Source organism: Stenotrophomonas tumulicola, from assembly GCF_014117215.1.
Lineage (GTDB): Bacteria > Pseudomonadota > Gammaproteobacteria > Xanthomonadales > Xanthomonadaceae > Stenotrophomonas > Stenotrophomonas tumulicola.
On the sequence record NZ_JACGXS010000004.1, the window covers coordinates 280,745 to 306,412 of the forward strand.

30 protein-coding genes and 2 tRNA genes are annotated in these 25,668 nt (G+C 65.2%); 17 read left to right on the forward strand and 15 right to left on the reverse strand.

What is annotated here, in order from left to right; genetic code table 11:
- Positions 1-27 precede the first annotated feature (27 nt).
- The 8 genes from H4O11_RS10795 to H4O11_RS10830 form a co-directional block, all read right to left on the reverse strand.
- Positions 28-417, reverse strand: a complete 390-nt coding sequence (locus H4O11_RS10795) for a Na+/H+ antiporter subunit G (RefSeq protein ID WP_182339422.1) — start codon at positions 415-417, stop codon at positions 28-30.
- Positions 414-698, reverse strand: a complete 285-nt coding sequence (locus H4O11_RS10800) for a K+/H+ antiporter subunit F (RefSeq protein WP_182339423.1) — start codon at positions 696-698, stop codon at positions 414-416. The genes H4O11_RS10795 and H4O11_RS10800 overlap by 4 nt, the downstream gene beginning before the upstream one ends.
- The gene (locus H4O11_RS10805) at positions 695-1,201 is read right to left on the reverse strand and encodes a Na+/H+ antiporter subunit E (protein WP_182339424.1); all 507 of its coding nucleotides are present in this window, start codon (positions 1,199-1,201) and stop codon (positions 695-697) included. Before H4O11_RS10805 ends, H4O11_RS10800 begins: the two co-directional genes overlap by 4 nt.
- Positions 1,198-2,733: a monovalent cation/H+ antiporter subunit D gene (locus tag H4O11_RS10810; RefSeq protein WP_182339425.1), complete on the reverse strand. Its 1,536-nt coding sequence runs from the start codon at positions 2,731-2,733 to the stop codon at positions 1,198-1,200. Before H4O11_RS10810 ends, H4O11_RS10805 begins: the two co-directional genes overlap by 4 nt.
- Entirely contained in the window at positions 2,730-3,107 is a 378-nt protein-coding gene (locus H4O11_RS10815) for a Na+/H+ antiporter subunit C (RefSeq protein WP_182339426.1), read from the reverse strand. The genes H4O11_RS10810 and H4O11_RS10815 overlap by 4 nt, the downstream gene beginning before the upstream one ends.
- Positions 3,107-5,935: a monovalent cation/H+ antiporter subunit A gene (locus H4O11_RS10820; protein WP_182339427.1), complete on the reverse strand. Its 2,829-nt coding sequence runs from the start codon at positions 5,933-5,935 to the stop codon at positions 3,107-3,109. The genes H4O11_RS10815 and H4O11_RS10820 overlap by 1 nt, the downstream gene beginning before the upstream one ends.
- A gap of 341 nt (positions 5,936-6,276) precedes the next feature.
- Entirely contained in the window at positions 6,277-6,759 is a 483-nt protein-coding gene (locus H4O11_RS10825; RefSeq protein ID WP_182339428.1) for an Mpo1 family 2-hydroxy fatty acid dioxygenase, read from the reverse strand.
- A 68-nt stretch (positions 6,760-6,827) separates the two neighbouring features.
- A complete protein-coding gene (locus H4O11_RS10830; protein WP_182339429.1) occupies positions 6,828-7,754 on the reverse strand; it encodes a phosphoribosylaminoimidazolesuccinocarboxamide synthase in 927 nt (308 codons plus the stop codon).
- 143 nt (positions 7,755-7,897) lie between these two features.
- On the opposite strand from H4O11_RS10830, the gene H4O11_RS10835 reads away from it, so the two are divergent.
- From H4O11_RS10835 to H4O11_RS10875, 9 genes are all read left to right on the forward strand, one after another.
- Positions 7,898-8,227, forward strand: a complete 330-nt coding sequence (locus H4O11_RS10835) for a J domain-containing protein (protein ID WP_182339430.1) — start codon at positions 7,898-7,900, stop codon at positions 8,225-8,227.
- A 36-nt stretch (positions 8,228-8,263) separates the two neighbouring features.
- The gene (gene rpe / locus H4O11_RS10840) at positions 8,264-8,938 is read left to right on the forward strand and encodes a ribulose-phosphate 3-epimerase (RefSeq protein WP_182339431.1); all 675 of its coding nucleotides are present in this window, start codon (positions 8,264-8,266) and stop codon (positions 8,936-8,938) included.
- 12 nt (positions 8,939-8,950) lie between these two features.
- The gene (locus H4O11_RS10845) at positions 8,951-9,448 is read left to right on the forward strand and encodes a GNAT family N-acetyltransferase (RefSeq protein ID WP_182339474.1); all 498 of its coding nucleotides are present in this window, start codon (positions 8,951-8,953) and stop codon (positions 9,446-9,448) included.
- Positions 9,449-9,705: 257 nt separating this feature from the next.
- Entirely contained in the window at positions 9,706-10,674 is a 969-nt protein-coding gene (gene yegS, locus H4O11_RS10850; protein WP_182339432.1) for a lipid kinase YegS, read from the forward strand.
- Between the two features lie 121 nt (positions 10,675-10,795).
- Positions 10,796-12,286 carry an anthranilate synthase component I gene (gene trpE, locus H4O11_RS10855; protein ID WP_182339433.1) on the forward strand — a complete coding sequence of 497 codons (1,491 nt, stop codon included), beginning with the start codon at positions 10,796-10,798 and terminating at the stop codon, positions 12,284-12,286.
- 71 nt (positions 12,287-12,357) lie between these two features.
- A complete protein-coding gene (locus tag H4O11_RS10860) occupies positions 12,358-12,936 on the forward strand; it encodes an anthranilate synthase component II (protein WP_182339434.1) in 579 nt (192 codons plus the stop codon).
- A 29-nt stretch (positions 12,937-12,965) separates the two neighbouring features.
- Entirely contained in the window at positions 12,966-13,997 is a 1,032-nt protein-coding gene (trpD, locus tag H4O11_RS10865) for an anthranilate phosphoribosyltransferase (RefSeq protein WP_182339435.1), read from the forward strand.
- A 56-nt stretch (positions 13,998-14,053) separates the two neighbouring features.
- On the forward strand, positions 14,054-14,848 hold the full coding sequence (trpC, locus tag H4O11_RS10870) for an indole-3-glycerol phosphate synthase TrpC (RefSeq protein ID WP_182339436.1): 795 nt from the start codon (positions 14,054-14,056) through the stop codon (positions 14,846-14,848).
- A complete protein-coding gene (locus H4O11_RS10875) occupies positions 14,845-15,561 on the forward strand; it encodes a haloacid dehalogenase-like hydrolase (protein ID WP_182339437.1) in 717 nt (238 codons plus the stop codon). Before trpC ends, H4O11_RS10875 begins: the two co-directional genes overlap by 4 nt.
- Positions 15,562-15,718: 157 nt before the next feature.
- Here the strand turns inward: H4O11_RS10875 and H4O11_RS10880 are convergent, their stop codons facing one another.
- Together H4O11_RS10880 and crp are read right to left on the reverse strand one after the other, a co-directional pair.
- On the reverse strand, positions 15,719-16,480 hold the full coding sequence (locus H4O11_RS10880) for a sulfite exporter TauE/SafE family protein (RefSeq protein ID WP_182339438.1): 762 nt from the start codon (positions 16,478-16,480) through the stop codon (positions 15,719-15,721).
- A gap of 187 nt (positions 16,481-16,667) precedes the next feature.
- A complete protein-coding gene (gene crp, locus H4O11_RS10885) occupies positions 16,668-17,357 on the reverse strand; it encodes a cAMP-activated global transcriptional regulator CRP (protein ID WP_182339439.1) in 690 nt (229 codons plus the stop codon).
- 150 nt (positions 17,358-17,507) lie between these two features.
- Here crp and speD point away from each other — a divergent pair, with 150 nt between their 5' ends.
- Together speD and H4O11_RS10895 are read left to right on the forward strand one after the other, a co-directional pair.
- Positions 17,508-18,302, forward strand: coding sequence for an adenosylmethionine decarboxylase (gene speD, locus H4O11_RS10890; RefSeq protein WP_182339440.1), 795 nt, complete (start codon positions 17,508-17,510; stop codon positions 18,300-18,302).
- 164 nt (positions 18,303-18,466) lie between these two features.
- Positions 18,467-18,787 carry a DMT family transporter gene (locus H4O11_RS10895; RefSeq protein WP_182339441.1) on the forward strand — a complete coding sequence of 107 codons (321 nt, stop codon included), beginning with the start codon at positions 18,467-18,469 and terminating at the stop codon, positions 18,785-18,787.
- Between the two features lie 31 nt (positions 18,788-18,818).
- On the opposite strand, the gene coq7 is transcribed toward H4O11_RS10895, so the two are convergent.
- Entirely contained in the window at positions 18,819-19,460 is a 642-nt protein-coding gene (coq7, locus tag H4O11_RS10900; RefSeq protein WP_182339442.1) for a 2-polyprenyl-3-methyl-6-methoxy-1,4-benzoquinone monooxygenase, read from the reverse strand.
- 196 nt (positions 19,461-19,656) lie between these two features.
- Between coq7 and rplM the strand changes: the two genes are divergently transcribed.
- Positions 19,657-20,085 (forward strand): 50S ribosomal protein L13, encoded by a 429-nt coding sequence (rplM, locus tag H4O11_RS10905; protein ID WP_182339443.1) that lies wholly within the window; start codon positions 19,657-19,659, stop codon positions 20,083-20,085.
- A 2-nt stretch (positions 20,086-20,087) separates the two neighbouring features.
- Complete coding sequence (gene rpsI / locus H4O11_RS10910) at positions 20,088-20,480, forward strand: 30S ribosomal protein S9 (RefSeq protein WP_182339444.1); 393 nt, start codon at positions 20,088-20,090, stop codon at positions 20,478-20,480.
- Positions 20,481-20,677: 197 nt separating this feature from the next.
- Here rpsI and H4O11_RS10915 read toward each other — a convergent pair.
- Together H4O11_RS10915 and H4O11_RS10920 are read right to left on the reverse strand one after the other, a co-directional pair.
- A tRNA-Gln gene (locus H4O11_RS10915) sits at positions 20,678-20,752 on the reverse strand.
- 52 nt (positions 20,753-20,804) lie between these two features.
- Positions 20,805-20,881: transfer RNA gene (locus H4O11_RS10920), tRNA-Met, on the reverse strand.
- A gap of 119 nt (positions 20,882-21,000) precedes the next feature.
- On the opposite strand from H4O11_RS10920, the gene H4O11_RS10925 reads away from it, so the two are divergent.
- The 4 genes from H4O11_RS10925 (at position 21,001) to bfr (ending at position 22,954) form a co-directional block, all read left to right on the forward strand.
- A complete protein-coding gene (locus H4O11_RS10925) occupies positions 21,001-21,624 on the forward strand; it encodes an RNA pyrophosphohydrolase (RefSeq protein WP_182339445.1) in 624 nt (207 codons plus the stop codon).
- 146 nt (positions 21,625-21,770) lie between these two features.
- Complete coding sequence (locus H4O11_RS10930; RefSeq protein ID WP_182339446.1) at positions 21,771-21,977, forward strand: (2Fe-2S)-binding protein; 207 nt, start codon at positions 21,771-21,773, stop codon at positions 21,975-21,977.
- Positions 21,978-22,128: 151 nt separating this feature from the next.
- A complete protein-coding gene (locus H4O11_RS10935) occupies positions 22,129-22,341 on the forward strand; it encodes a hypothetical protein (protein WP_182339447.1) in 213 nt (70 codons plus the stop codon).
- 142 nt (positions 22,342-22,483) lie between these two features.
- A complete protein-coding gene (bfr, locus tag H4O11_RS10940) occupies positions 22,484-22,954 on the forward strand; it encodes a bacterioferritin (protein WP_182339448.1) in 471 nt (156 codons plus the stop codon).
- 142 nt (positions 22,955-23,096) lie between these two features.
- On the opposite strand, the gene H4O11_RS10945 is transcribed toward bfr, so the two are convergent.
- Together H4O11_RS10945 and H4O11_RS10950 are read right to left on the reverse strand one after the other, a co-directional pair.
- Positions 23,097-24,971 (reverse strand): EAL domain-containing protein, encoded by a 1,875-nt coding sequence (locus H4O11_RS10945; RefSeq protein ID WP_425506039.1) that lies wholly within the window; start codon positions 24,969-24,971, stop codon positions 23,097-23,099.
- A gap of 28 nt (positions 24,972-24,999) precedes the next feature.
- Complete coding sequence (locus tag H4O11_RS10950; RefSeq protein WP_182339449.1) at positions 25,000-25,614, reverse strand: DUF4126 domain-containing protein; 615 nt, start codon at positions 25,612-25,614, stop codon at positions 25,000-25,002.
- Between the last annotated feature and the right edge of the window lie 54 nt (positions 25,615-25,668).

Here is a 25,668-nt window from a genome sequence, read left to right on the forward strand (position 1 = left end):
GCCCGTGTCGATGGGCGTGGCCCGCTTCTACCGGGTTGCGGCGTCTTCGTCCTCGCGTTCCGGCTCCGGCGGCGGCAGCTGTTCTTCGGCAGCACGCTGGTTGCCGGGCAGGCTGGGGCGGGTTTCCATCAACAGCGACAGTGCGGCCTTGGCCATCATGTGCGCGCTGATCGGCGCGGTGATGAACAGGAATACGGTGATCAGCAGTTCGCGCGGCTGTGGATCCTGGCCGAGGAAGATGTGGTAGCACACCGACGCCACCAGCACGCAGCCCACGCCCAGCGTACTGGCCTTGGTCGGTGCATGCAGGCGCTTGAAGAAGGTGGACAGTTTCACCAGCCCCAGTGCGCCCATCAGGATGAAGAAGCAGCCGAACAGCAGCAGGACGGACAGGACGATCTGGATGAAGGTGATCATTCGACGATGTCCCGCCGCAGCACGAACTTGCTCAGCACCACGGTGCTGCCGAAGCCGAGCATGGCGATGACCAGCGCAGCTTCGAAATAGATCGCCGAATTGAGGTACATGCCGAACAGCATGAGTTCGGCGATGGCGGTCACCGACAGCGTGTCCAGCGCAAGGATGCGGTCCGGGACGGTGGGTCCACGCAGCAGGCGCCAGGTGGCGAGCAGCATGGCCACCCCCACCACGTGCATGCATACCACCAGCGTGGTCTGGATGACGTCGAATCCGGTCATGGGAATATCTCCATCAGCGGTGCCTCGTAACGGCGTTTTATGTCGGCCACCAGCTGCGCCTCGTCTTCGAGGTGCAGCACATGGACCAGCAGGAAGCTGCGGTCGTCGCTGAGCGCGGCCGACACCGTTCCCGGGGTCAGCGTGATCATGCTGGTCAGCGCGGCGATGCCGTGGATGTTGGCGATGTCCAGCGGGACCCACACGAAGCCCGGGTGGAGGGTGCTTTCCTTGCCGAGCACCTGTCGCGCCACCTTGATGTTGGACAGCAGGATGTCCCACAGCGTGACCGCCACCAGCTTGGGTACCGGCCGCAGGGTGCCGATGCGCGCGAACTCGCGGTCCAGCCGGGCGGCGAACAGCGGTATGACCATGCCCAGCACCAGGCCAAGCACGAACTGGCCCAGGGTGAAGCTGTCGGACATCAGCAGCCAGAACACCACGACCATGACAGTCAGTGGCAGCGAGGGAAACAGGCGACGGAACAGGGGGCGCTTCGGGCTCATGGCTGGCGGATCTCCGGCGTGGTCGCGCGCACCTGCTCCACGTAGCGGGACGGCTGCAGCAGGTCGCTGGCGATGGCGTCGGTGTGGCGCATCAGTGGCGCCGCGAACAGGGTCATGCCGATGCCATACAGCAGCAGCAGGCTGGCCGCGAACAGTTCGACGGTGCGGGTCGGCGCCTTGCGCGGTTTCGGTGCATCGGGCTCGATGTTCGGCACGCGCCAGAACAGCCGGATGCCACCGCGTGCCAGGCCCATGATGACCAGCAGGCTGCTGCCCAGCACAGCAGCCCATACCGGGGCCGTCAGCTGCGGCGGCATGCCGGCAAGCAGGGCGGCCTTGGCCAGGAAGCCGGACAATGGCGGCAGGCCGGCCACCGAAATGGCGCCGATCAGGAACAGTACGGCAGGCGTTTCCTTGCCCGGCATTGGCGCGATCACTTCCTTGCGGTCGCTGGCACCGCCGCGACGGCGGCGGATGAGATCGGCGATCAGGAACAGCGCGGCGGCCACGAAGGTGCTGTGCGGCAGGTAATACAGGCCTGCACCCAGCACCTGCTGGTTGCCCACCGAGAACGCGATGAACAGCGTTGCCGCCGATACCACCACCAGGTAGGAAATGAGCACGCGCAGGCGCACTGCCGCCAACACGCCCAGACCGCCCAGCACCAGGGTGGCCACGCCCGCCCACAGCAGCCAGTCGCGGCCATAGCCGGCCATGGCACCGGCGTCGTCGCCGAACCACAGCGACTGCACCCGCAGCACCGCATACAGGCCGACCTTGGTCATGATCGCGAACAGTGCGGCCACCGCCGCCGGTGCGCGTGCATAGGATTCGGGCAGCCACAGGTACAGCGGCATCAGCGCCGCCTTCGCGCAGAACACCAGCAGCAACAGGCCCATGGTTGCTTTCACCAACAGCAGGTGCGAGGGCGGGACTTCGGCGATGCGCTGCGACAGCTCGGCCATGTTGAGCGAGCCCAGCGAGGCGTACAGCAGGCCCAGCGCGATCAGGAACAGGGTGGAGGCGGTGACGTTGAACACCACGTAATGCAGGCCGATGCGCATGCGCAGGCCGCGCCCGCCACTGAGCAGCAGGCCGTATGAAGCGATCAGCATCACTTCGAAGAACACGAACAGGTTGAAGATGTCGCCGGTAAGGAAGGCGCCGTTGAGGCCGACCAGCTGGAACTGGAACAGCGCATGGAAATGCGGTGCACGGCGGTCCCAGCCAGAGCAGGCATGCAGCAGGCAGCCGATGGCCAGCAGCACCGTGGTCAGCAGCATCCACGCCGACAGGCGGTCGGCGACCAGCGCGATGCCCAGTCGCGACGGCCAGTCGCCCAGCAGGTAAACCATGGCCGCACCATCGGCGGTGCGCGCGAACAGCAGCAGCACCGCGGCGAACAGGGCGGCCATCGTCGTCCAGGACACCGCGCGCTGCACCCGCGGGCCGTAACGGCGATGTTCGACGAACAGCGACAACGATGCGCCGAGCAGCGGGATCAGGATCGGCAGGATCACCAGATGGTTCATGCGTGGTCCTCGTCACGGCGCGGCGGTGCATCCGCATCAGGCTCATGCGCGTCGACGTGGTCGCTATGGTTGTCGCTGCGGCTGCGGATGGCCAGCACGATGGTGACGGCGGTCATCGCAAAGGCGATCACGATGGCGGTCAGCACCAGCGCCTGCGGCAACGGGTCGGTGTAATTGCCCAGGTTGCTGTCCAGGCCTTCCTTCAGCACCGGCGCCTTGCCCTGTACCAAGCGGCCACCGGCGAAGATCAGCAGGTTGGTGGCGTAGGACAGGAAGGTCATGCCGAGGATGACGTCGAAGCTGCGCGCCCGCAGCAGCAGGTATACCGCGAGCATGGTCAGCACGCCGATGGCGCTTGCCAGGGCCAGTTCCATCAGCGCATCTCCCCGGTCAGGGCGGAACGTTGCCGCGGATCGATCTCGCCACGGCGCGAGCCGCGGGTGCGCGACGGCTTGATCGTTCCCATCATCGACAACATCAGCATCGCGCCGCCGAACACCACCAGGTATACACCGATGTCGAAGCCGATCGCGCTGGCCAGCGGCACGTGGCCGATCAGCGGCAGCTGCAGGTCCAGGTGGCCACTGGTCAGGAACGGTACGCCGAACAGCATCGAGGCGCCGCCACTGGCCACGGCCACCAGCAGGCCGATGCCGATGCAGCGGATGTAGTCGAAGCCGAAGCGTGATTCCACCGATGCGGTGCCCTGGATGACGTACTGGATGAGCAGCGGCACGGCCAGCATCAGGCCGGCGATGAATCCGCCGCCGGGCGCGTTGTGGCCGCGCAGGAACAGGAAGATCGACACGGTCAGGGTCAGCGGGAACATGATCTGGGCCAGGTCGGCCGGTACCGGCAGCTTGATCGGCGGGCCAGGCATCACCTGCTCCGGTGCCATCCGCGAACGCCGCAGCATGGCGTGTACCACCAATGCGGCAATGCCGAACACGGTGATCTCGCCGAAGGTATCGAAACCGCGGAAATCGACCAGGATCACGTTGACCACGTTGCTGCCATACGCCTCGGGCAGCGCACGCGCGAGCAGCTCGCCGGCCATGGTGTTGGGAGGCAGCGTCATCGCGGTGTAGGCCAGTGCCGCGATGCCCACGCCTGCGACCAGTGCGATCGCTGCATCGCGGTATTTACGCGCCCTGGAACGTTCGGTGACCGACTGTGCCGGCAGGTAGTTCATGCCGAGCAGCATCAGCACCAGCGTGACCATCTCCACCAGCAGCTGGGTCAGGGCCAGGTCCGGGGCGGACAGGAACACGAAGGTCAGTGCCACCATCAGGCCCACGCCGCCGACCAGCAGCACTGCCAGCAGGCGCTGCTTGTACATGCGCAGGGTGGCCATCGCACAGGCCATCATCACCGCCCACAACGCCCAGCCCAGCAGCGGGATCGGTTGCGGCGACGGCCAGTTCGGCCAGGCAGGCGCGGCCAGCCAGGGCGCGGCACCGACGATCACCGCCACTACCACCAGCCCCAGCAGCATGCGCTGCAGGCTGCCGTTGGCGATCGCGGCCGTCAGCCGCTGGGCCAGCGCGGACAGCAGGTCCAGCTGGCGGTGGAAGACGTTGCGGCCGGTGGCGATGTTCTGCACCGCATACAGGTCGATCAGCCGGCGCAGGCCGAAATACAGTGCGATGCCGCCCAGCACGCCGGCTGCGCTCATCGCCAGCGGCAGGTTGAAACCGTGCCAGATCGACAGGCTGTACTCGGGCATCTGCGCGCCCAGGATGGATGCGGCGCTGGCATGCAGTACCGGGGCGATGGTGATCGCCGGTGCGATGCCGACGGCCACGCAGGCCACCACCAGGATCTCCACCGGCACTTTCATCCAGCGCGGCGGCTCGTGCGGCACCCGGTCCAGATCGTGCGGCCCCTTGCCGAAGAAGGTGTCGTGCACGAAACGCAGGCTGTAGGCAACGCCGAACACACCGGCCAGCAACGCGGCAATGCTCATCGCCACGCGCATGGGTTGCGGGCCCTCGGTGACCAGCGCCTCGGCAAACAGCATTTCCTTGGACAGGAACCCATTGAGCAGCGGGATGCCGGCCATCGCCAGCGAGGCAATGATCGCCAGCAGACTGGTGAACGGCATCAGTTTCCGCAGCCCACCCAGCCTGCGCATGTCGCGGGTGCCGGTCTCGTGGTCGATGATTCCCGCCGCCATGAACAACGATGCCTTGAACGTAGCGTGGTTGAGGATGTGGAACACGCCGGCCACCACCGCCATCGGCGTGGACAGCCCGAACAGCATGGTGATCAGGCCCAGGTGGGAGATCGTGGAATACGCCAGCAGCCCCTTCAGGTCGTGCTGGAAGATCGCATTCCAGGCGCCGATCAGCAGGGTCAGCGCGCCGATGCCGCTGACGGTGTAGAAAAACAGGTCGCTGCCGGCCAGCACGGGGTGCAGCCGGGCCAGCAGGAACACGCCGGCCTTCACCATCGTGGCCGAATGCAGGTAAGCCGAAACCGGGGTGGGCGCGGCCATCGCGTGCGGCAGCCAGAAGTGGAACGGGAACTGCGCGCTCTTGGTGAAGATGCCGGCCAGGACCAGCAACAGGGCGTACGGATACAACGCGCTGGCGCGGATCTGCTCGCCGGCGGCCAGCACCGCGTCCAGGTCGTAACTTCCGACGATGCGGCCGATCAGCAGCACGCCGCCCAGCAGTGCCAGACCGCCGCCACCGGTGATCACCAGCGCCATGCGGGCGCCTTCGCGCGCATCCTGGCGGTGTGACCAGAAGCCGATCAGCAGGAACGAGCTGATGCTGGTCAGCTCCCAGAAAATCATCAGCAGCAACAGGTTGCCCGACAGCACCATGCCCAGCATGGCGCCCATGAACAGCAGCAGGTAGCAGTAGAAGCGGTGGGCGTTGTCCTGGCTGCTCAGGTAATAGCGGGCATACAGCACCACCAGCGCGCCGATCCCCAGCACCATGCCGGCAAACATCCAGGCCAGCCCGTCCACGCGCAGGGTGAAATCCAGGCCGATCTGGGGCAGCCATTGGCCACTGCTGCGCAGCACCTGCCCATCCAGCACGGCGGGGGTAAGCGTGGCGAGGATGGCGAGGCCGGCCAATGGCGCCGCCGCAGCCAACCAGGCAGCGGTGGTTCGGGAACTTCGGGGCAGGGCGGCGACCAGCACGGCCAAGATGAATGGCAGGGCGAGCAGCAGGATCAGGCTGGGGATCATGCAGGGAATACGCGATTCACGAGCAGGTCATGCAGTCTAACAGTGCGTGATCTGCCGCCGATACCCACGATCAGGCCCGCATCTGCACGGATCGTGTGCTGATTCATTTTTTCTTTGGTGGGCTGGCAGGCGAGTGGGCTTTGACGACAAGCGCAGGATGACTTTGCCGTATCCGTTGCCAATGTCGCCTGTTTGGCCAAAGTGCCCGTACGGCAGGGGCTGTAACGGCATGGTGCAGGTGCCGAGGGGCGAGTGGCGGGAATGGCGTGTGAGATCGGCGGCGCCATTGAAGGTTGCGGCCGAGGGCCGGCTGCTCCTCCCACTCGTTCAGGAAGTCCGGGTCAATAGCGCCAATCGAACTTGCGATAGACCTTGGCCAGCACCCAGGCCGGACCGATCAGCAGGTAGGTCAGGTCGGTGAGGAAGCTGGGCTTGCGTCCTTCGAACTGGTGTCCGACGAACTGTGCGATCCAGGCCAGCACGAATACCACGGCTGCCAGCACGGCCAGGTTGCCCAGGCCGACGCGGGCTTCCAGCAGCCGGCAGAGGCAGCCGCAGACGAACAGTACCGCCAGCATGCCAAGGCCCAGCGGCCGCGACAGGCGATTGTAGAAACACCAGGCAGCGAACATCGCCAGGCCGGCCCAGATGCCGTTCTGGAACCAGGTGATCAGTGGTGGCAGGCACCACAGCAGGGCGATCACCGACCACAGGATGGCGGGCACGGCGACCACATGGATACGCTGGTTCAGCGCATTGCGGTGATCGTCGGAATAGCTGGCGAAGTAACGGTCCACGGGGCGTGCGAGTTGGGTGCTGGACATGCTTCCCTCCGGTGGGGTGACGGCCTGGCCGCCACCCGGTAAGTGCTGGCCGTTGGCCGGCACGGCCCTCAGTCGATGCTGATGCCGGCCAGGCGCTGCAGCGCTTCGGCATACTTGGCACGGGTGCGCTCGATCACCTCGGCCGGGATGCTTGGACCGGGAGCGGTCTTGCCCCAGTCCAGCGTCTCCAGGTAATCGCGCACGAACTGCTTGTCGTAGCTCGGCGGGCTGGTGCCCACCTCATACTCGTCGGCAGGCCAGTAGCGCGAAGAATCCGGCGTGAGCATCTCGTCCATGATGTACAGGCGGCCATCCTCGTCGGTGCCGAACTCGAACTTGGTGTCGGCCAGCAGGATGCCGCGCTCGCGGGCGTATTCGGCAGCGAACGCATAGATGCGCAGGGTGGCATCGCGCACGCGCTCGGCCAGGTCCGCGCCGACCGCCTTCACCATCGCATCGAAATCGATGTTCTCGTCATGGTCGCCGACGGCGGCCTTGGTCGAGGGGGTGAAGATCGGCTCGGGGAGCTGCTCGGCCTGGCGCAGGCCGTCGGGCAGGTCGATGCCGCTGACCTTGCCGGTGCGCTGGTAATCCTTCCAGCCGCTACCGATCAGGTAACCGCGGGCGATGGCTTCAACCGGCACCGGCTTGAGCCGACGGGTGACCACGGCGCGCTTGGCGTACAGCGCGGCGTCCACGCCTTCCGGCAGCACGCTGGCCACGTCGATGCCGGTCAGGTGGTTGGGCATCAGGTGCGCGGTCTTGGCGAACCAGAAGTTCGAGACCTGGCACAGCATTTCGCCCTTGCCCGGGATCGGGTCGGGAAGCACCACATCGAATGCCGAGAGGCGATCGGTGGCTACCATCAGCAGGTAGTCGCCGGGCGGCGTACCTGCGGGCAGGCGCTCGCGCGGGATATCGAATACGTCACGCACCTTGCCACGATGGCGCAAGGGCAGGCCGGGGAGATCGGATTGCAACAACGTGGTCGGCACGGGCACTCCTGGGGGCTTCGTCGAAACGGCTGCCCAGAGGACCCGGCGGGGCCCGCTGGCCAGCGGGCGGCCTAGTGTAAAGCCGTCCGGGGCGTGTGTGACGTAAAATGGAAAGCCAATTGGTCAAATCTGCCCGGAGCACCATGCGCTGGTACGGAAAACTGCTGGGTTTCATCGCCGGGGCCCTGCTGTTCCGGCCCAATCCTCTTTTTGGCGCCGTGCTGGGGCTGCTGATCGGGCATGCCTTCGACGCCGACTGGTTCCGCCTGAACAAGGAGAACCCCTACCGGGAGCTGGGGTTGACCTCCTCGGCGACCGATGCGGACATCGATCTGGCCTACCGCCGCCTGATGTCGCAGTACCACCCCGACAAGCTGGTCGGCGCCGCGCCGGAACTGCTCAGGCAGGCCGAGGCCAAGAGCCGCCGCGTCAATGCCGCCTACGACCGCATCAAGACCCTGCGCAAGCGCTGAGTCCTGCCTCCTTTTCCTGTTCCGAAGGCCCCGGCCATGTCCAACTGCATCATCGCCCCGTCCATCCTTTCCGCTGATTTCGCCCGCCTTGGCGAGGAAGTGGACAACGTTCTCGCCGCCGGTGCGGACTGGGTCCATTTCGACGTGATGGACAACCACTACGTACCCAACCTGACCATCGGCCCGATGGTCTGCCAGGCGCTGCGCAAGCATGGGGTCACTGCGCCGATCGACGTGCACCTGATGGTGGAGCCGGTGGATCGCATCATTCCGGACTTCGCGCAGGCCGGGGCGACCTACATCAGCTTCCATCCTGAAGCGAGCCGCCACCCGCACCGCACCATCCAGCTGATCCGTTCGCTGGGCTGCAAGCCGGGCCTGGTGCTCAACCCCGGCACCCCGGTGGACCTGCTGGACTGGGTGCTGGATGACCTGGACCTGGTGCTGTTGATGTCGGTCAATCCGGGCTTCGGCGGGCAGGCATTCATTCCCTCGACGCTGGACAAGCTGAAGGTGGTGCGGCAGAAAATCGATGCCAGCGGCAAGGACATCCGCCTGGAGATCGACGGTGGGGTGAAGGCGGACAATATCGGTGCCATCGCTGCGGCCGGTGCCGATGCGTTCGTGGCCGGCTCGGCGATCTTCAACGCGCCGGATTACCGGCATGTGATCGCTGCGATGCGTGCCAACGTCGCCGCGGCGAGGGGCTGAGCCATGGATACGGTGGCTGCACCGAGCATCCGTGTCGCCACCGCGGCGGATGCGGCGCTGATCCTGCGCTTCATCCGCGAACTGGCGATCTACGAAAAGGCCGAATCGTCGGTACAGACCGATGAGGCCGGCATCCGCGCAAGCCTGTTCGGGCCGGGTGCAACGGCACGTGCGCTGGTCTGCGAAGCCGACGGGGAAGCGATCGGTTACGCGGTGTATTTCTACAACTACTCCACCTGGCTGGGTCGCAACGGCATCTATCTGGAAGATCTGTACGTGAGTCCGGAAAAACGCGGGCTCGGCGCCGGAAAGGCGTTGCTGCGGCACATCGCGCGCATCGCCGTGGCAGAAGGCTGCGGCCGGTTCGAATGGTCGGTGCTGGACTGGAATGCCCCGGCGATCGCCTTCTATGAAGCTGCAGGTGCCAGGCCGCAGGACGAATGGACCGTATACCGCCTGCAAGGCGACGCCCTGCGCGCATTCGCCGAAAAAGGGGACGGAGGGGATTAAGTCGCAATCAGCCCCGGGGGCCGATTGCGACTTAATCCCCTCCGTCCCCTTTTTCACCGTCCCCTTTTTCAAAAAAAAGACCACGCCGTTGCCGGCGTGGCCCTGCTGAAATAGTGGGAGGCTGATCCTGCCTCCATCCGTCTTCCCTGCTATGGCCTTCCATGTTCCGGGGGGATGGTGACAGGTGCATGACATTCACCGCGGCGGAACGGGGCGCTGCTAGCCTGTGCCACCCCCGACCCACGGTTGCCTTCCGCATGAGCACTCCCCGCTGGCGCTTGATCCTCAATGGAAAATCCGGCGGTGACGACGCCGTGCGCGATGCGGTGGCGACGTGGCGCGGGCGTGGTGTCGAACTGGACGTGCGGGTGACCTGGGAAGAGGGTGACGCTGAACGTTACGTCGCCGAAGCCATCGACCATGGCGTGGATGTCATCATCGCCGGCGGCGGTGACGGAACCTTGAGCGCGGTCGCCGAGACCCTGGCGCATCGCGATGAACCGGCCGACGCATTGCCGTCGCTGGCGCTGCTGCCGCTGGGCACGGCCAACGATTTTGCCAGCGCCGGCGGATTCCCCGAAGAACCGTCCGATGCGCTGGGCTTGATCGCCGCACGGCAGGCCCTGCCCATCGACCTGCTGCGCATCGAGGCAGACGGCCGCACCTGGTGGTGCGCCAATGTGGCCAGTGGTGGCTTCGGCACGCAGGTCACCGTGGAAACCGACGAGGGACTGAAGAAGGTTCTCGGTGGCCTGGCTTACGTACTTACCGGCATTTCCAGGCTCGGCCGCATCGATCCGATCCAGGCGCGGCTGCAGGGCCCTGGATTCGAGTGGGAGGGGGGCTTCATTGCGCTGGGTATCGGCAACGGCCGCCAGGCGGGCGGTGGGCAGGTGCTGTGCCCACAGGCGGTGATCGACGACGGCCAACTGGACGTGACCGTCATCCCCGAGCTGGCGGGGGAGGTGGTGGCGACATTGCAGCAGTTGGTCACCGGCGGCAAACAGGCTGCGCTGGAACAGGTGGCGACCCGCGCGCGGCTGACCCGCGTGGATGTCCGCACCGAGCAGCCACTGACCTTGAACCTGGATGGCGAGCCGGTGCAGGCGCGGCATTTCCGCATCGAATGCGTGTCGCGCCGGGTACGCATGCACCTGCCTGCCGATTGTCCGCTGCTGGGCAAGGAACGCACGGCCGGGGTTCCGCCCGGCGGGAAGCTGCGCTAAAGTCTGCCTGTGTCCATCCTGACGACCCCACGTTCCGTTTCTTCCGCGCGCCGTAGCTGGCGATGGTGGCCCGTTGCCGTCGTCCGCCCAGAAAATGCCGTGTCCCGGAAGGAAAGTCGTCTTGATCACCCCCGCTCAGTTCCAGCAGCAGGCCGCTGAAGGCCACACCCGCATCCCCGTTGTCCGTGAAGTGCTGTCCGACCTGGACACGCCGCTTTCGGTCTACCTGAAGCTCGCCGACGGCCCCCATACCTACCTGTTCGAATCGGTCGAAGGCGGTGAACGCTTCGGACGCTATTCAATCATCGGGCTGCCCGCGCGCCGCGTATATACCTTCCATGGACATACGCTGGCCATCGCAGAGCAGGGCACGGTGGTCGAAACGCGCGAAGTCGCCGATCCGTTCGCCGAGGTTGAAGCGCTGCGCAGCGCGCATTCGGTGCCGAAGCTGGAAGGCCTGCCGGGGTTTACCGGTGGCCTGGTCGGCTGGTTCGGTTTCGAGTGCATCGGTTACATCGAGCCGCGCCTGGCACCGCCGGCTGGCCGCGACGAGCTGGGCACGCCGGATATCCTGTTGATGCATTCGGAAGAGCTGGCGGTGTTCGACAACCTCAAGGGCCGGCTGTACCTGATCGTGCATGCCGATCCGCGCCAGCCCGATGCCTGGGACGATGCGCAGGCGCGCCTGGATGGACTGGTGGCCAAGCTGCGCGCACCTGGCGCGGGGTACCCGGCACCACTGCAGCGCGACGTGCTGGACGAGAGTGACTTCATTTCCGGCTTCACCCGCGAGGGCTTCATCGACGCCGTCCAGCGCAGCAAGGAATACATCCGTTCCGGCGACATCTTCCAGGTGGTGCTGAGCCAGCGCCTGAGCGTGCCGTTCAAGGCGCGTCCGGTGGACGTGTACCGTGCATTGCGTGCATTGAATCCTTCGCCATATATGTACTTCCTGGATGTCGGTGACATGCAGGTGGTCGGCTCGTCGCCGGAAATACTGGTGCGCCTGCAGCACACCAGTGACGGCGTGGGTGAAGTGACCGTGCGTCCGATTGCCGGCACCCGTCCACGCGGCGCTACCGTGGAAGAAGACAATGCGCTGGAAGCCGAGCTGCTGGCCGATCCGAAGGAGCGCGCCGAGCACCTGATGCTGATCGACCTGGGCCGCAACGATGCAGGCCGCGTGTCGAAGGCCGGCACGGTGGAAGTGGGCGAGCAGTTCGTGATCGAACGCTACAGCCATGTGATGCACATCGTCAGCGAGGTCACCGGCCAGCTGCAGCCGGGCCTGAGTTATGCCGATGTGCTGCGCGCCACCTTCCCGGCCGGAACCGTCAGCGGTGCACCGAAGGTCCGCGCGCTGGAAGTGATCCGTGAGCTGGAGCCGATCAAGCGCAACGTATATGCCGGCAGCATCGGCTACATCGGTTGGCACGGTGATGCGGACACGGCCATCGCCATCCGGACCGCGGTGATCAAGGACGGTCGTCTGCACGTGCAGGCTGGCGCCGGCATCGTTTACGACTCTGATCCGCAGAAGGAATGGGACGAGACGATGAACAAGGGACGCGCGCTGTTCCGTGCGGTTGCCCAGGCGGCGAAGGGCTTGTGAGCCAGCGGCGAATCCGACGGTGTGCACTGCACGTGCCTGCCTGTATCCCTACAAAGACTGGAACCTGATCCATGTTGTGGATGATCGACAACTACGACAGCTTCACCTACAACCTCGTGCAGTACCTGCAGACGCTGGGTGCCGAGGTGAAGGTGGTGCGCAATGACGCGATGACGGTCGACGAGATCGCCGCGCAGAACCCCGAGCGCATCGTCATCTCGCCCGGCCCGTGCACGCCCAACGAAGCGGGCGTGTCGCTGGAGCTGATCCAGCGCCTTGGCCCGACCACGCCGATCCTCGGCGTATGCCTGGGCCACCAGGGCATCGGCCAGGTATACGGCGGTACGGTGATCCGCGCCGGCAACATCATGCACGGCAAGACATCGCCGATCCGGCATGAGGGCAGGGGCGTGTTCGCTGGCCTTCCCGATCGTTACCTGGCCACCCGCTACCACTCTCTGGTGGTGGACAAGACCCGCTTGCCGGATTGCCTGGAAGTGACCGCGTGGACCGAAAATGAAGACGGTTCGATGGAGGAGATAATGGGCCTGCGCCACCGCGAGCATCCGGTCGAAGGCGTGCAGTTCCACCCCGAATCCATCCTGACCGAACACGGCCACGCGCTGCTGCGCAACTTCCTGCAGCGTTGAGCTGCGCGACGACCCAAGGAGTCCCTTCGATGAGCTTCTCCCCCCAGGAAGCCCTGCAACGCACCATCGAGCACCGCGAGATCTTCTTCGACGAGATGGTCGACCTGATGCGGCAGATCATGCGCGGCGAGGTGTCGCCGATGATGACCGCCTCGATCCTGACCGGCCTGCGGGTCAAGAAGGAGACCATCGACGAGATCGCCGCCGCCGCCACGGTGATGCGCGAGTTTGCGCTGCCTGTAGCGGTGGCCGATACCTCGCATATGGTCGACATCGTCGGTACCGGTGGCGATGGATCGCACACGTTCAACATTTCCACCTGCTCGATGTTCGTCGCCGCTGCGGCCGGCGCGCGCGTGGCCAAGCACGGCAATCGCAGTGTGTCGTCGAAGTCCGGCAGCGCCGATGCGGTGGAAGCGCTCGGCGCGGTAATCGAACTGCAGCCGGAGCAGGTGGCACGCGCCATCGAGAAGACCGGCGTTGGTTTCATGTTCGCGCCGATCCACCATCCGTCGATGAAGGTGGTCGCGCCGGTACGACGCGAGATGGGCGTGCGCACCATCTTCAACATCCTGGGGCCGCTGACCAACCCGGCCAACGCGCCGTCGGTGTTGATGGGTGTGTTCCATCCGGACCTGGTGGGTATCCAGGCGCGCGTGCTGCGCGAGCTGGGTACCGAACGCGCCATGGTGGTGTGGGGGCGCGACAACATGGATGAGATCTCGCTGGGCGCTGGCACGCTGGTCGGCGAGCTGCGCGACGGCAAGGTGCGCGAGTATGAGATCCATCCGGAAGACTTCGGCATCGCCATGTCGGCCAGCCGCAACCTGCGCGTGGACGGGCCGGAACAGTCCATCGCCATGCTGCGCGCGGTGCTGGACGGCACGCCGGGGCCGGCGCTGGACATCGTGGCGCTCAACGCCGGTGCGGCCTTGTACGTGGCCGGTGTCGCCGACGACATTGCCGACGGACTGGCGCGCGCGCGTGCGGTCATCGCCGACGGTAGTGCCCGCCAGCGCCTGCAGGCCTATGTCGAGGCCACGCGTGAGCTGGCAGGGTGATGGGCCAGATGCGACTTAATCCCCTCCGTCCCCTTTTTTGAGTGCTGACCGACGACATGAGCGACATTCTGCAGACCATCCTGGCCCGCAAGGCCGAAGAAGTGGCGCAGCGCCGCGCGCAGCTGCCGCTTGAGCAGTTGCAGGCGCGCCTGGCCAGTGCGCCACCGGTACGCGGTTTCGCCCGCGCGCTACGCGCCGCCATTGCCAATGGCGACCCGGCGGTGATTGCCGAAGTGAAGAAGGCCAGCCCGTCCAAGGGGGTGATCCGTGCCGATTTCCATCCGGGCGACATTGCGGTCAGCTACGAGTTCGGCGGCGCCAGCTGCCTGTCGGTGCTGACCGACGTGGACTTCTTCCAGGGCAGCGATGCCTATCTGCAACAGGCGCGCGAAGCCTGCACGTTGCCGGTGCTGCGCAAGGACTTCGTGATTGATGCCTACCAGGTCTACGAGGCGCGCGTGCTGGGGGCGGATTGCATCCTGTTGATCGTCGCGGCGCTGGATGACCAGCAGCTTGCCGGACTGTCCGACCTGGCCATGCAGCTGGGCATGGACGTGCTGGTGGAAGTACACGATATCGACGAGCTGGAGCGTGCCATCCAGGTGCCGGTGCCGTTGATCGGCATCAACAACCGCAACCTGCGCACCTTCGAGGTTTCGCTGCAGACCACGCTGGACATGCGCAGTGCCGTGCCGCGCGATCGCCTGCTGGTTACCGAAAGTGGCATCCTGGGGCCGCAGGACGTCGGACTGATGCGCGACGCGGGCGTCAACGCGTTCCTGGTCGGCGAAGCCTTCATGCGCGTGGAAGAGCCCGGTGAAGGCCTGCGTCAGCTATTCTTTGCCGCATGAGCACGACTTACCCGACTCCGCGCGACGACGCGCCGCTGGTGGTTTTCGACTTCGACCATACGCTGTATGACGGCGATTCCGGCAGCCATCTGTTCGCCACGCTGATCAAGCGTAATCCGTTACGCCTGCTGGCTGCGCTGTTGGTTACGCCGATCGCCGGGCCACTGGTGGCGATGCTGCCGACGCGTCGTACCGGCATCTCCCTCTATGTGTGGATCGCTACCTTCGGCATGCATCGGGCACGCGAGTTCAACCGCGTCATCGATGCCTATGTGCTGAAGAACGAGCCGGGACTGCGGGCCCGGCTGTTGCCACAGGCACTGGAAGTATTTGCCGCGCACCGTGCCAGGGGCGACCGGGTGGTCGTGGCCACCGGCGCTCCGCCGGAACTGGCACGTGCGATCCTGGCCTTCGTCGCCCACCAGGGCGTGCCGGTGATTGGCAGCGAGGTCGGCCCGCGGCTGGGCGCCGTCGGGGCCACGCGGCACTGCCACAACGAGGAGAAGATGCGCATGCTGCGCGAGCGCGGTTACGGTGACATCGATATCGCGTATTCCGACAGCACTGCTGATCTTCCACTGCTGCTGGCGGCCAAGGCACCGGTGGTGGTCAATCCGAAACAGGGCAGCGTGGAGCACTTCCGCCGCGTGCTGCCCGCCGGTACCCGCATCCTCAACTGGGGCTGCGAAGACCGCGGCGGCGACAAGGCGTGACGGATGGCGTCCGCCGGGCATGGCCCGGCGCTTCCCGCCCATGATCCGGTAGCGCCGGGCCATGCCCGGCGAGTACAGCGGCATGACGGCCAGCCGCCGTCACCCAGCAATGCAACAGCCGCCGGGCATGGCCCGGCGCTACCGGTCCAGTGGGGCGTTACCGGTTGACCAGCCCGATCACGGTATGGCCGATCTGGTACAAGCTGATTGACAGGACCAGCAGGCCGACTGCGACCAGCACCCAGCGTTCCTTGACCCGTTTCACCAGCACCGCGGCCAGCGGCGCGGCCATCATGCCGCCGATCAGCAGGCCTGCAACGATCTGCAGGTGATGCAGGCCCATCGACAACAGGAAGGTCGCCGATACCGTAAGCGTCACAACGAATTCTGCCGCATTGACGGTACCGATGGTGGTACGGGCCTGTCCGCCGCGCGCCAGCAGCGTCGAAGTGGCCACTGGCCCCCAGCCACCGCCACCGGTGGCATCCAGGAAGCCCGCAACGGCGCCCAGCAGCGGCACGCGCTTGATGTCGCCCTTGGGCACCAGGCGTCCCGCAGCACGTAGCAGGATGACGATGGCAAGGGCCAGCAGGTACAAATAGATCAATGGCCGGATGACGTCTCCGGGCAGCTGGGTGAGCCCGTATGCGCCGATGGCACCGCCGATAGCGCCGGGTACCGCCAGGCGCACGAACAGCCTGCGATCGACATTGCCGGCCACCAGGTGGGATACGCCGGAAGCGCCGGTGGTGAAAACCTCCGCCGTGTGCACGCTGGCACTCACATGCGCCGGCGGGATGCCCATGCTGAGCATCACCGATGACGACACCAGGCCAAAGGCCATGCCCAGCGCACCATCGACCAGTTGTGCGCCGAGGCCGATGAGGATGAACCACCAGAATTCGTTGCTCAACTCCATGCCGGCAGCCTGCGTGGTGGCCGCATCCCGGTCAAGGCATCCCAACGGTAGCGCCGAGCCATGCCCTGCGGGCACGCCGCGCGGGTGGCGCAGGGGATCATCATGCTGCGTGGGCGAACAGCCGCCGGGCATGGCCCGGCGCTGCGGGGCAGTGACGGGCCACGCCCGTCACGCATACCCGGATGCATCAACGCGTGCCGTACAGCACCACGGTCTTGCCGCGGGCATGCAGCAGCCCGTCTACCTGCAACTTCTTCAGCACGCGTCCGGCCATTTCGCGGGAGCAGCCGACCAGGCGGGCCAACTCCTGGCGCGACACACGCAGTTGGCTGCCCTGCGGATGGGTCATCGCCTCGGGTTCCTCGGCCAGGTCGTGCAAGGTCCGCACGATGCGGTCGGTGACGTCCAGGAACGCGAGCCGGCTCGCCTTGCGGCTGGTATCCAGCAGGCGCTTGGATATCTGCTGGCCCAGTGCATAGAGCAGGCGCGGCGCATCCCCGGACAGTGGCCCCAGGAACAGCTGGTGCAGCCGTTCATAGCTGATCTCGGCCAGCTCGCAGGCCGTGCGCGTACGCAGGATCACCTCGCGGCGGTCGGATTCGACGAACAGGCCCATTTCACCGACGAACTCACCGGTGCCGAAGTAGCCGAGCACCAGCTCGCGCTCCTCGTCTTCCTCGGCGATTATCGAAACGGAACCACTGATCACGTAGTAGAGCGTTCCAGCCGGATCTCCAGGGCGGAACACATCGGTGCGGGCAGGGTAGCGGCGCCTATGGCTGTGAGCCAGGAAGCGGTCGATGGTAGCAATGTCCAAAGCCAACGGACTGGTAGCAAGGCGCACGGTTGACACGATGGGGGCGCTCCCTCTGCGCATGAACGGATTCACGGGGTGTAGGAGCAGCTTAGCGGAGCGCAAATGTTAAGAGCAAACGGCGTGCCAGAACCGGCATGCCGTTCACATTCCCCCTCGGGCCATGTTTGCCTCATAATTGTTCCTTTCCCCTCTCTTACAGGATCGACCGCCGTGGTCAAGCCGTTGCCTCGCCTGAGGTTGCAAGGTTTCAACAACCTCACCAAGGCGCTGAGCTTCAACATCTATGATGTGTGCTACGCCCGCACCGAAGAGGAGCGCCAGCGTTACATTGATTACATCGATGAAGAGTACAACGCCGACAGGCTGACTCAGATTCTCACGGACGTGGCCGAGATCATCGGCGCGAACATCCTCAACATCGCGCGCCAGGACTACGATCCGCAGGGTGCGTCGGTGACGATCCTGATCTCCGAAGAACCGGTGATCGACAAGAAGCAGGCCGGGAAGGAGTTGATCTCCGACGCGGTGGTCGCGCATATGGACAAGAGTCACATCACTGTCCATACCTATCCCGAGACCCATCCGCAGGAAGGCATCGCGACCTTCCGCGCCGATATCGACGTGGCCACCTGTGGCGTCATTTCGCCGCTGAAAGCGCTGAACTACCTGATCGAGAGTCTGGAATCGGACATCGTGATCATGGACTACCGCGTGCGTGGCTTCACCCGTGATGTGAAGGGCAAGAAGCACTACATCGACCACAAGATCAACTCGATCCAGAACTTCCTGCACAAGAACGTGAGGTCGCGGTACGAGATGTTCGACGTCAATGTCTACCAGGAAAACATCTTCCACACGAAGATGCACCTGAAGGACTTCGACCTGGACCAGTACCTGTTCGAAGAGAAGGCCAAGAACCTGTCCTTCAAGGAACGCATGAAGATCGAAGCGCTGCTGCGTCGTGAGATCGAAGAGCTGTTCCACGGGCGCAACCTGTCCGAGTAATGCTGCGCGTGGCGTGAATCGCCACCGCGGATATCGGTGGGATGCGCTGTCGCGTGGAACCTGAATCTGCGCGGATTTTCTGTTCCACGGCGAGACCTGCCTGCGGCCCGGTGTGAAGACACCGGGCCGTTCTGTTTTCGTTCAAAAATTTGAGGAGCATTGCCATGCCTTGGATCTATCTGTTGCTGGCCGGCCTGTTTGAGATCGGTTTCGCAATCGGCATGAAGTATTCAAATGGCTTCAGCAAGCCGTTGCCGACCATCGCCACCATCGTCGCGGCATTGATCAGCCTGTACCTGATGGGGCAGGCGATGAAGAGCATTCCGGTGGGTACGGCTTACGCCATCTGGACAGGTATCGGGGCGCTCGGCGTCACGCTGCTGGGCATCTTCCTGTTCAACGACAGCGCATCGCCGGCGCGGCTGGCCTGCGTGGCGTTGATCGTTACCGGGGTGATCGGGCTGAAGCTGGTGTCCAGCCCCTGAGCGAGCCGCCGAGCATGGCTCGGCGTGGCTGTCAAAACCGGTATGCGATGGTCTTCATCACCTTCGATGCCAGCGCCATCGCGCCGGGAATCGGGAATGGCAGGCGGCGCGCACCGGCCTGCTCGGCATGCTCGGCATGCCGCGCTTCGTCTTCCTTCATCACCTGGATCACTTCGCGGCTGCGCAGGTCATTCGGCGGCAGCGTTTCCAGGTGTTCATCCAGATGGGCTTCCACCTGGCGCTCGGTTTCAACCACGAAGCCCAGGTTCCAGCCGTCGCCGCGCAGTCCGGCGAGGGTGCCGATGGCATAACTGCCTGCGTACCACACCGGGTTGAACAGGCTGGGTCGGCTGTCCAGTTCGGTCAGCCGGGCGGCGCACCAGGCAAGGTGGTCGGTTTCTTCCTGCGCGGCCTCCAGCAGGTGCTCGCGGGTGGCTGGATCGTGGGCGACCGCCGCCTGGCCGAAATACAGGCCCTGTGCGCACACTTCGCCCACATGGTTGATGCGCATCAGGCCGGCCGCGTGGCGGCGTTCGGTGGACGTCATCCCGGGTTCCCCTGCAGCAGCAGGGTAGGGGCGAGCTGCCGGTGGGTTGCCGAACACCGTATCCAGGGCACGCTGGGCCTCGGTCAGCAGGTGGTCCAGCGGGGAGGTCTGGCGGAGCGCGGTCATCGTGGGCCAATCAATCATGTCGGGGGCCCCTGATTCTCGCTGCCCCGGCCGCCCCTGCCAAGCCGTTGGGCAGGGGCGGCTTGCGTCGTGCGGAAAAGATGGCTAAAATCCCGCCTCTTGCGTTTCACCTTCACAACGCGTGGCAGAGTTCCGGCCGTCCATCGCCGCAATGAGCCCGACCTACATAGAGTTCTTCATGAGCACTTTCACCGCCAAGAACGAGACCGTCCAGCGCGACTGGTACCTCGTTGACGCCTCGGGCAAGACCCTGGGCCGTCTCTGCACCGAGCTGGCCCGCCGTCTGCGTGGCAAGCACAAGCCGGTCTACACCCCGCACGTCGATACCGGCGATTACCTCGTTGTCATCAATGCAGAAAAGATTGCCGTCACCGGCAACAAGCTGCAGGACAAGAAGTATCACCGTTTCACCGGCTACATCGGCAACCTGAAGACCGAATCCCTGGCCCAGGCGCTTGAGCGCCACCCCGAGCGCGTGATCGAGATCGCCGTGAAGGGCATGCTGCCGAAGGGTCCGCTGGGTCGCCAGATGTACCGCAAGCTCAAGGTCTATGCAGGCACTGAGCATCCGCACGCCGCACAGCAGCCGCAGGTTCTGGATATCTAATCATGGCTATCACTCAAAACTACGGCACTGGCCGCCGCAAGTCCTCCACCGCCCGCGTGTTCCTGCGTAAGGGTTCGGGCAAGATCACCGTCAATGGCCGTCCGCTGGACGAGTTCTTTGGTCGCGAGACTGCGCGCATGATCGTGCGCCAGCCGCTCGAGCTGACCCAGAACACCGAAAGCTTCGACATCCTGGTCACCGCCGCTGGCGGCGGCACCACCGGCCAGGCCGGTGCGATCCGCCTGGGCATCGCCCGTGCGCTGGTCGAGTACGACGAAACCCTGAAGACTGAACTGCGCAAGGCTGGTTTCATCACCCGCGATGCGCGTGAAGTCGAGCGTAAGAAGGTCGGCCTGCACAAGGCACGTCGCGCCACCCAGTTCTCCAAGCGCTGATCCACTGCGCCAAGGAACAGCAGAAGCCCGGCCTTGGCCGGGCTTTTGTCGTTCTGGGCGCAGTGGGCTGGCGTTTTTCCTGGAGAGGGGTCCCCTGGATGTTCAAGGGGGCGCCGACAGGGGCGGGGGTAAGGATGAATGCGTGGCCAAATTAAAAGAAAAGGCCTGATCTTTCGATCAGGCCTTTTCTTTTAATTTGGCTGCCCCGGATGGATTCGAACCACCGAATGCCTGAGTCAGAGTCAGGTGCCTTACCGCTTGGCGACGGGGCAAAATAGGTGAAGCAATTATCTCACTTTCCAGGCCAAAAAACCAACTTCGGCATGGTGGCTATGGGTGGACTCGAACCACCGACCCCAGCATTATGAGTGCTGTGCTCTAACCGGCTGAGCTACATAGCCTCGGTGAGCCGGCTATTCTGCTCATGTGTATCAGGCATGTCAATACTTTTGTATTGAGCTTGTGGGCCGACAGACGGCATGGGATAGTCCTCGTCAGTAGATTTCTAGGAGTCCGCATCGTGATCGATCCGGACGGCTATCGACCGAACGTCGGCATCGTGTTGATGCGCCAGGACGGTCAGGTGTTCTGGGCACGTCGTGTGCGCCGGGATGGCTGGCAGTTTCCACAGGGCGGCATGAACACCGATGAGACGCCCGTCGAGGCCATGTATCGTGAACTGCAGGAAGAGACCGGCCTGCTGCCCGAGCACGTTGAAGTGCTTGGTGCTACCCCCGGTTGGTTGCGCTACAAGCTTCCGGCGCGTGCGATCAGGCGCAATGAGCGCCAGGTCTGCATCGGCCAGAAGCAGGTCTGGTTCCTGTTGCGCCTCACCGGCGATGAAAGCCATGTGCAGTTGGACCATACCGACAGCCCGGAGTTCGACAACTGGCGCTGGGTGGACTTCTGGTATCCGGTGGAGCACGTCGTGATCTTCAAGCGCGGCGTGTATGCGCGTGCGCTGCGGCATCTGGCGCCGATGGCACGCGGTGTTGCCGGACCCGGGGTGTCGCCCATGCCTGCGGGTGCACAGGAGGCGTGGATGCCAGGCCATGTGGCCGGGCACGACCGCCCGCGCAAGCGCACGCAGAAGCGCGGCTATTGGCCGAAGAAGGCGGGTAGCAGCGATCCGAGCGTGCCCTGATGTTGCCGGGGACGGCCGTAGTCCATGCAGCCAATCGAAACAGCCTGAATCATGTCGAGAATGATTCAGGCTGTTAATTGACAACCATTCGCGTTTGAAGTGGAATAGGGACAGGCCAGCTCCGGCCTGCCAGCCCTGACGCCACCGTGTACGTCTGCATCTGCAACGGAATCACCGACCACCAGATCCGCGAGGCCGCCAGCAATGGCTGCACGTCGGTGGCCGAGCTGACCATGCGGACCGGCTGCGGTGCCACCTGTGGTTCCTGCCTGGACATGGCAGGCGACCTGCTGGCCAAGGCCTTGGCCACCCACGATCTGCCACTGCCGGTACTGGGTCTCCAGGCTGCCTGAAGGTTTTCCCTGATTGCCCCTCACGTCCTGGCGGGCGTCGTCTACACTTCCTCATGGTGATTCGCCCTGTGCACAGGCGCAGGCGTGACGGTCGCTTGGCCCTGGCGCGTGGGGCAATGCGGTAAACGGAGGCAGGAAGCAGGAAGCAACGATGACTCATCCCCAGCGAAAATTCGTCGTCGCATTGCTCTTTGCCGTGCTGTATGGCGGTGTCGGGATACTGTGCTGGTCCATCCCCTATGTGAGGGAGCTAGGACCGTTGCTTGCCATTGTCTGGTTGATCGTCGTCCGCCGGTTGCTCGGGTGGATGGTCGTAGCGCTGGGCTGGGCGCCCGTGGAGGCGGGCGAAGGTCAGGGGCGTTGAGTTTGCCTGCTGCGCGTCAGGCATCGGCATTCCCACCTCCGCCGCAGTGGCAGGACTCGCCAATGATCACGATTCGCGTTCCTTCATCGCCAGTGCAAAGCCGCTACAGTGCCGGCGTTTCCAGCGTGCAGGAGCACTCCCCATGAAAGGCGACGCCAAAGTCATCCAGTACCTCAACAAGGTGCTGTACAACGAGCTGACCGCGATCAACCAGTATTTCCTGCATGCCAAGATGCTGAAGAACTGGGGCATCAAGGAGCTTGCGGAACACGAGTACAAGGAATCGATCGATGAGATGAAGCATGCCGACATGCTGTCTGATCGCATCCTGTTCCTCGAGGGCCTGCCGAACTTCCAGGCGCTGGGCAAGCTGCGTATCGGCGAGAACCCTACCGAGATCCTGCGCTGCGACCTGGCGCTGGAAAGCGAAGGTGTCGTGGTGCTGCGTGAAGCGGTCGCCTACGCCGACTCGGTCGGCGACTATGTCAGCCGGCAGTTGTTCACCAAGATCCTTGATTCGGAAGAAGAGCATATCGATTGGCTGGAAACCCAGCTGGACCTGATCGAGCGGATCGGTGAGCCGAAGTACCTGCTGAGCAAGCTGGAAGACTGAAGCTGCGTGCCGGCCAGCGACCGGCACCTACCTAAGCAAAGACGTGCCGGAGAAGAGGGTCACCCGGCACGTCAGACGGCCAGACGGCCAGTGCCAAGCGCCGGCAGGGGGGATCGGTGTGCCCCGTCCCCGGGCTGCCACGTCACGGCACCGCGTTGGGGAAGTCGAAATCCAGGTTGCTGCCAGCCGACTGCACCCGGTTGCGCTGGATGAAGTCCACGCCGTCCAGCCACGTCGGGGCAGTTGCCTGTGTATCTTCGCTCGGCTGCCCGATGATCTGCACCTTGGCCTGGCGCGCAGCCTCGAGGGCGCCGCGCAGCGCGTCGTGGGCCTGTGCAGTGGCGTTGCGGCTGGAATAGCGCGCGGCCATGCGCACGAATGCGAACGGCAGCTGGGCCAGCAATGCGTTGGCTTCCGGGCCGGGCTCGAAATCGCTCAGGCAGAAGCGCACGCCCGATGTCGCGGCCCGTGCACAGAACTGCTGCAGGGTAACGGTGTGGAGCAGTGCGTCCGGCAGGCGCACGTCGATCACCAGCGCATTGCCGTCCAGTCGGCGTTGTTGCAGCGATGCAGCCAGCCAGTCGACGAAGGCATCGTGCGCCAGTGTGTGCAGCGACTGCGGAACGAACAGGTGCAGCGGCGGCGTGGCATGGCGACGCTGGTCCAGCAGGCCCAGCGCGTGCTCCATCACCTGCTGGTCGAGGTCGGCGATGCGGCCGGCCGATTCGGCGACCGGAATGGCCTGCGCCGCCGTGAGCAGGCGGCCGTCGGGCCGCCGCAGCCGCAGTTGCACCTGATACTGCGCGTTGTCGCCAGCGGCCACGGCGACGATGGGCTGGTAGGCCAGCTCCAGTTGGCCATCGAGCAGGGCCAGGCGTTCGTCGTTGCGGGGCGTCAGGCGCGGATCGAAGCCGGCGATCCCGGAAGGGAGCAGGCGCGCCTGCAGTGCGGTACGCTCGATCGCCTCCAGCGCGCTGCCGGCATCGCCGAGGCCCTGCGACAGCGCAGCGAATCCGACTATCCCGCGCAGGTGTGCAGACTCATCGTCACGGATGATGAAGGGGCGTGCTGACAGCTGTTCGCGCAACGCCTGCGCGGTGCTGCCCAACTGCTCCTCGTCGCTGCCACGCGCCAGTGCCAGGAAGCTGTTGTCGTTCAAGCGCGCGAGCAGGAAGGGCTGCATGGCGTCGGCCAAGCGTTGTCCGGCCTGCACCATCAGGCGCTCGAAGGTGGCATGGCCGTAACGTTCGCGCAGGCCCAGCGCGTTGCCGATCTCGATGAAGTACAGGCCGCCGTGCTCGCGCCGGAACAGCGCGTCAACCAACTGCTGCTGCAGGTGGCGGCGCGTCGGCAGGCCGGTTTCCGGGTTGTTCAACAGCGGGCCGCCGTGGCTGTCGGACAGGCTGGCGGCCTGCGCGCGCGCGCGGCGGATGCGATTGGACACTGCCGCGACGAGGTGGCGCGGGCGGATTGGTTTGTTCAGGTAGTCGTCGGCGCCGCTGTCCAGCACCTCGAACCGCCGCTCCGGGTCCGGATCGCTGCTGAGCAGCAGGATGGGCAGCATCTGCATGCCGGGCCGCTGGCGGATCATCGCGGTCAGGTGCATGCCATCCAGACCCGGCGGGTGCAGGTCCATCAGGATGAGGTCGGGCGCATGCGATTGGATGGCCGACAGCACGCTTTCGGTATTACCGACGACCTCCGCCTGCATGCCGGCTCCGTGCAGTACGCTCTGCGCGAACAGGGCCTGTGCGCGGTCGTCTTCGACTACCAGGATCCGATAAGGCGCATCGCCGGAAGCGGGTTCGGGCAGCAGAGGGGCATCGGGCGATACGGCAGTGTCGTCGCCCTGTGCCGGTGCGACCGACAGCGCCATGAGGTTGTCCGCAACCACAGCCGCAGCCGGAACTGTAGCCTCGGCGATGGCCGCCGCCACGGGCGCGGCCGCCCAGCGCTGCCAGTGGTTGGCGGGTGGGGTTTCGGCACCGGCGTGGCGCGAAGGATGTGTTTCGTTCACAAGGGCAGCCGCGTGGAGAGTAGTGGGATTATGCGACAGGGTCGGCACGCGGCGCGTCCGGTCCGCCACCGACCAGCCAGCGCACGCCCTTCCAGAGGGTGCGCCACACCAGCCAGACAGCCAGCGCGCCGGCGAGGCTGCAGGCCAGCACCACCACCAGGGCGATCCACGGGTGGGCCAGCGCCAGTGCCAGCCCGCCGACCACCACGGTGTCCTCGGCGGTTGATGCGATCCAGTTGCTGGCCGGTTCCGGGGACGTGTTGAGCAGCGCCCGCGTGCCGGCCTTCAGGCCATGGCTGGCCAGTGCGACGCCCGCTCCAGCCAACAGTGTGCCGGTGCCCAGGTCGCCGTCGGGCGACAACGTGGCGGCCGCCAGGAAGGCCCCGGCGGGAACCCGTGCCAGGGTCTGCAGCAGGTCCCAGGCCGAGTCCACGCCTGGAATCTTGTCGGCGAAGAACTCCGCCACCGCCAGCACGGCTGACGTGCCAAGCACCCACCAGGACTCGGTGGCCTGCAATGCCGGCGGAAGGTCCACCCAGCCCAGCAGGCCGGCCAGGCCCACGCCGAACACGGTCAGGTAGACCCGGATGCCGGCCAGCCAGGCCAGCAGGATGCCGATCACGAACAGGTGGGCGTCGGTCATGGCGGTTGCTCCAGCCGGATACCAGTGCAGGAAAGAATGCTGTCGAGGGTGCAC

Excerpts from the sequence above, each read along its gene's own strand:
- bfr (WP_182339448.1), top strand. The coding sequence starts at position 22,484 with ATGAAAGGCGACGCCAAAGTCATCCAGTACCTCAACAAGGTGCTGTAC.
- H4O11_RS10810 (WP_182339425.1), bottom strand. The coding sequence starts at position 2,733 with ATGAACCATCTGGTGATCCTGCCGATCCTGATCCCGCTGCTCGGCGCA.
- H4O11_RS10795 (WP_182339422.1), bottom strand. The coding sequence starts at position 417 with ATGATCACCTTCATCCAGATCGTCCTGTCCGTCCTGCTGCTGTTCGGC.
- crp (WP_182339439.1), bottom strand. The coding sequence starts at position 17,357 with ATGCGCAGAGGGAGCGCCCCCATCGTGTCAACCGTGCGCCTTGCTACC.
- H4O11_RS10805 (WP_182339424.1), bottom strand. The coding sequence starts at position 1,201 with ATGAGCCCGAAGCGCCCCCTGTTCCGTCGCCTGTTTCCCTCGCTGCCA.
- H4O11_RS10815 (WP_182339426.1), bottom strand. The coding sequence starts at position 3,107 with ATGGAACTGGCCCTGGCAAGCGCCATCGGCGTGCTGACCATGCTCGCG.
- H4O11_RS10935 (WP_182339447.1), top strand. The coding sequence starts at position 22,129 with ATGACTCATCCCCAGCGAAAATTCGTCGTCGCATTGCTCTTTGCCGTG.
- coq7 (WP_182339442.1), bottom strand. The coding sequence starts at position 19,460 with ATGACCGCGCTCCGCCAGACCTCCCCGCTGGACCACCTGCTGACCGAG.
- H4O11_RS10800 (WP_182339423.1), bottom strand. The coding sequence starts at position 698 with ATGACCGGATTCGACGTCATCCAGACCACGCTGGTGGTATGCATGCAC.
- trpC (WP_182339436.1), top strand. The coding sequence starts at position 14,054 with ATGAGCGACATTCTGCAGACCATCCTGGCCCGCAAGGCCGAAGAAGTG.
- H4O11_RS10950 (WP_182339449.1), bottom strand. The coding sequence starts at position 25,614 with ATGACCGACGCCCACCTGTTCGTGATCGGCATCCTGCTGGCCTGGCTG.
- H4O11_RS10880 (WP_182339438.1), bottom strand. The coding sequence starts at position 16,480 with ATGGAGTTGAGCAACGAATTCTGGTGGTTCATCCTCATCGGCCTCGGC.
- H4O11_RS10835 (WP_182339430.1), top strand. The coding sequence starts at position 7,898 with ATGCGCTGGTACGGAAAACTGCTGGGTTTCATCGCCGGGGCCCTGCTG.
- rpe (WP_182339431.1), top strand. The coding sequence starts at position 8,264 with ATGTCCAACTGCATCATCGCCCCGTCCATCCTTTCCGCTGATTTCGCC.
- rplM (WP_182339443.1), top strand. The coding sequence starts at position 19,657 with ATGAGCACTTTCACCGCCAAGAACGAGACCGTCCAGCGCGACTGGTAC.
- H4O11_RS10825 (WP_182339428.1), bottom strand. The coding sequence starts at position 6,759 with ATGTCCAGCACCCAACTCGCACGCCCCGTGGACCGTTACTTCGCCAGC.
- yegS (WP_182339432.1), top strand. The coding sequence starts at position 9,706 with ATGAGCACTCCCCGCTGGCGCTTGATCCTCAATGGAAAATCCGGCGGT.
- H4O11_RS10820 (WP_182339427.1), bottom strand. The coding sequence starts at position 5,935 with ATGATCCCCAGCCTGATCCTGCTGCTCGCCCTGCCATTCATCTTGGCC.
- rpsI (WP_182339444.1), top strand. The coding sequence starts at position 20,088 with ATGGCTATCACTCAAAACTACGGCACTGGCCGCCGCAAGTCCTCCACC.
- trpD (WP_182339435.1), top strand. The coding sequence starts at position 12,966 with ATGAGCTTCTCCCCCCAGGAAGCCCTGCAACGCACCATCGAGCACCGC.
- H4O11_RS10875 (WP_182339437.1), top strand. The coding sequence starts at position 14,845 with ATGAGCACGACTTACCCGACTCCGCGCGACGACGCGCCGCTGGTGGTT.
- H4O11_RS10895 (WP_182339441.1), top strand. The coding sequence starts at position 18,467 with ATGCCTTGGATCTATCTGTTGCTGGCCGGCCTGTTTGAGATCGGTTTC.
- H4O11_RS10860 (WP_182339434.1), top strand. The coding sequence starts at position 12,358 with ATGTTGTGGATGATCGACAACTACGACAGCTTCACCTACAACCTCGTG.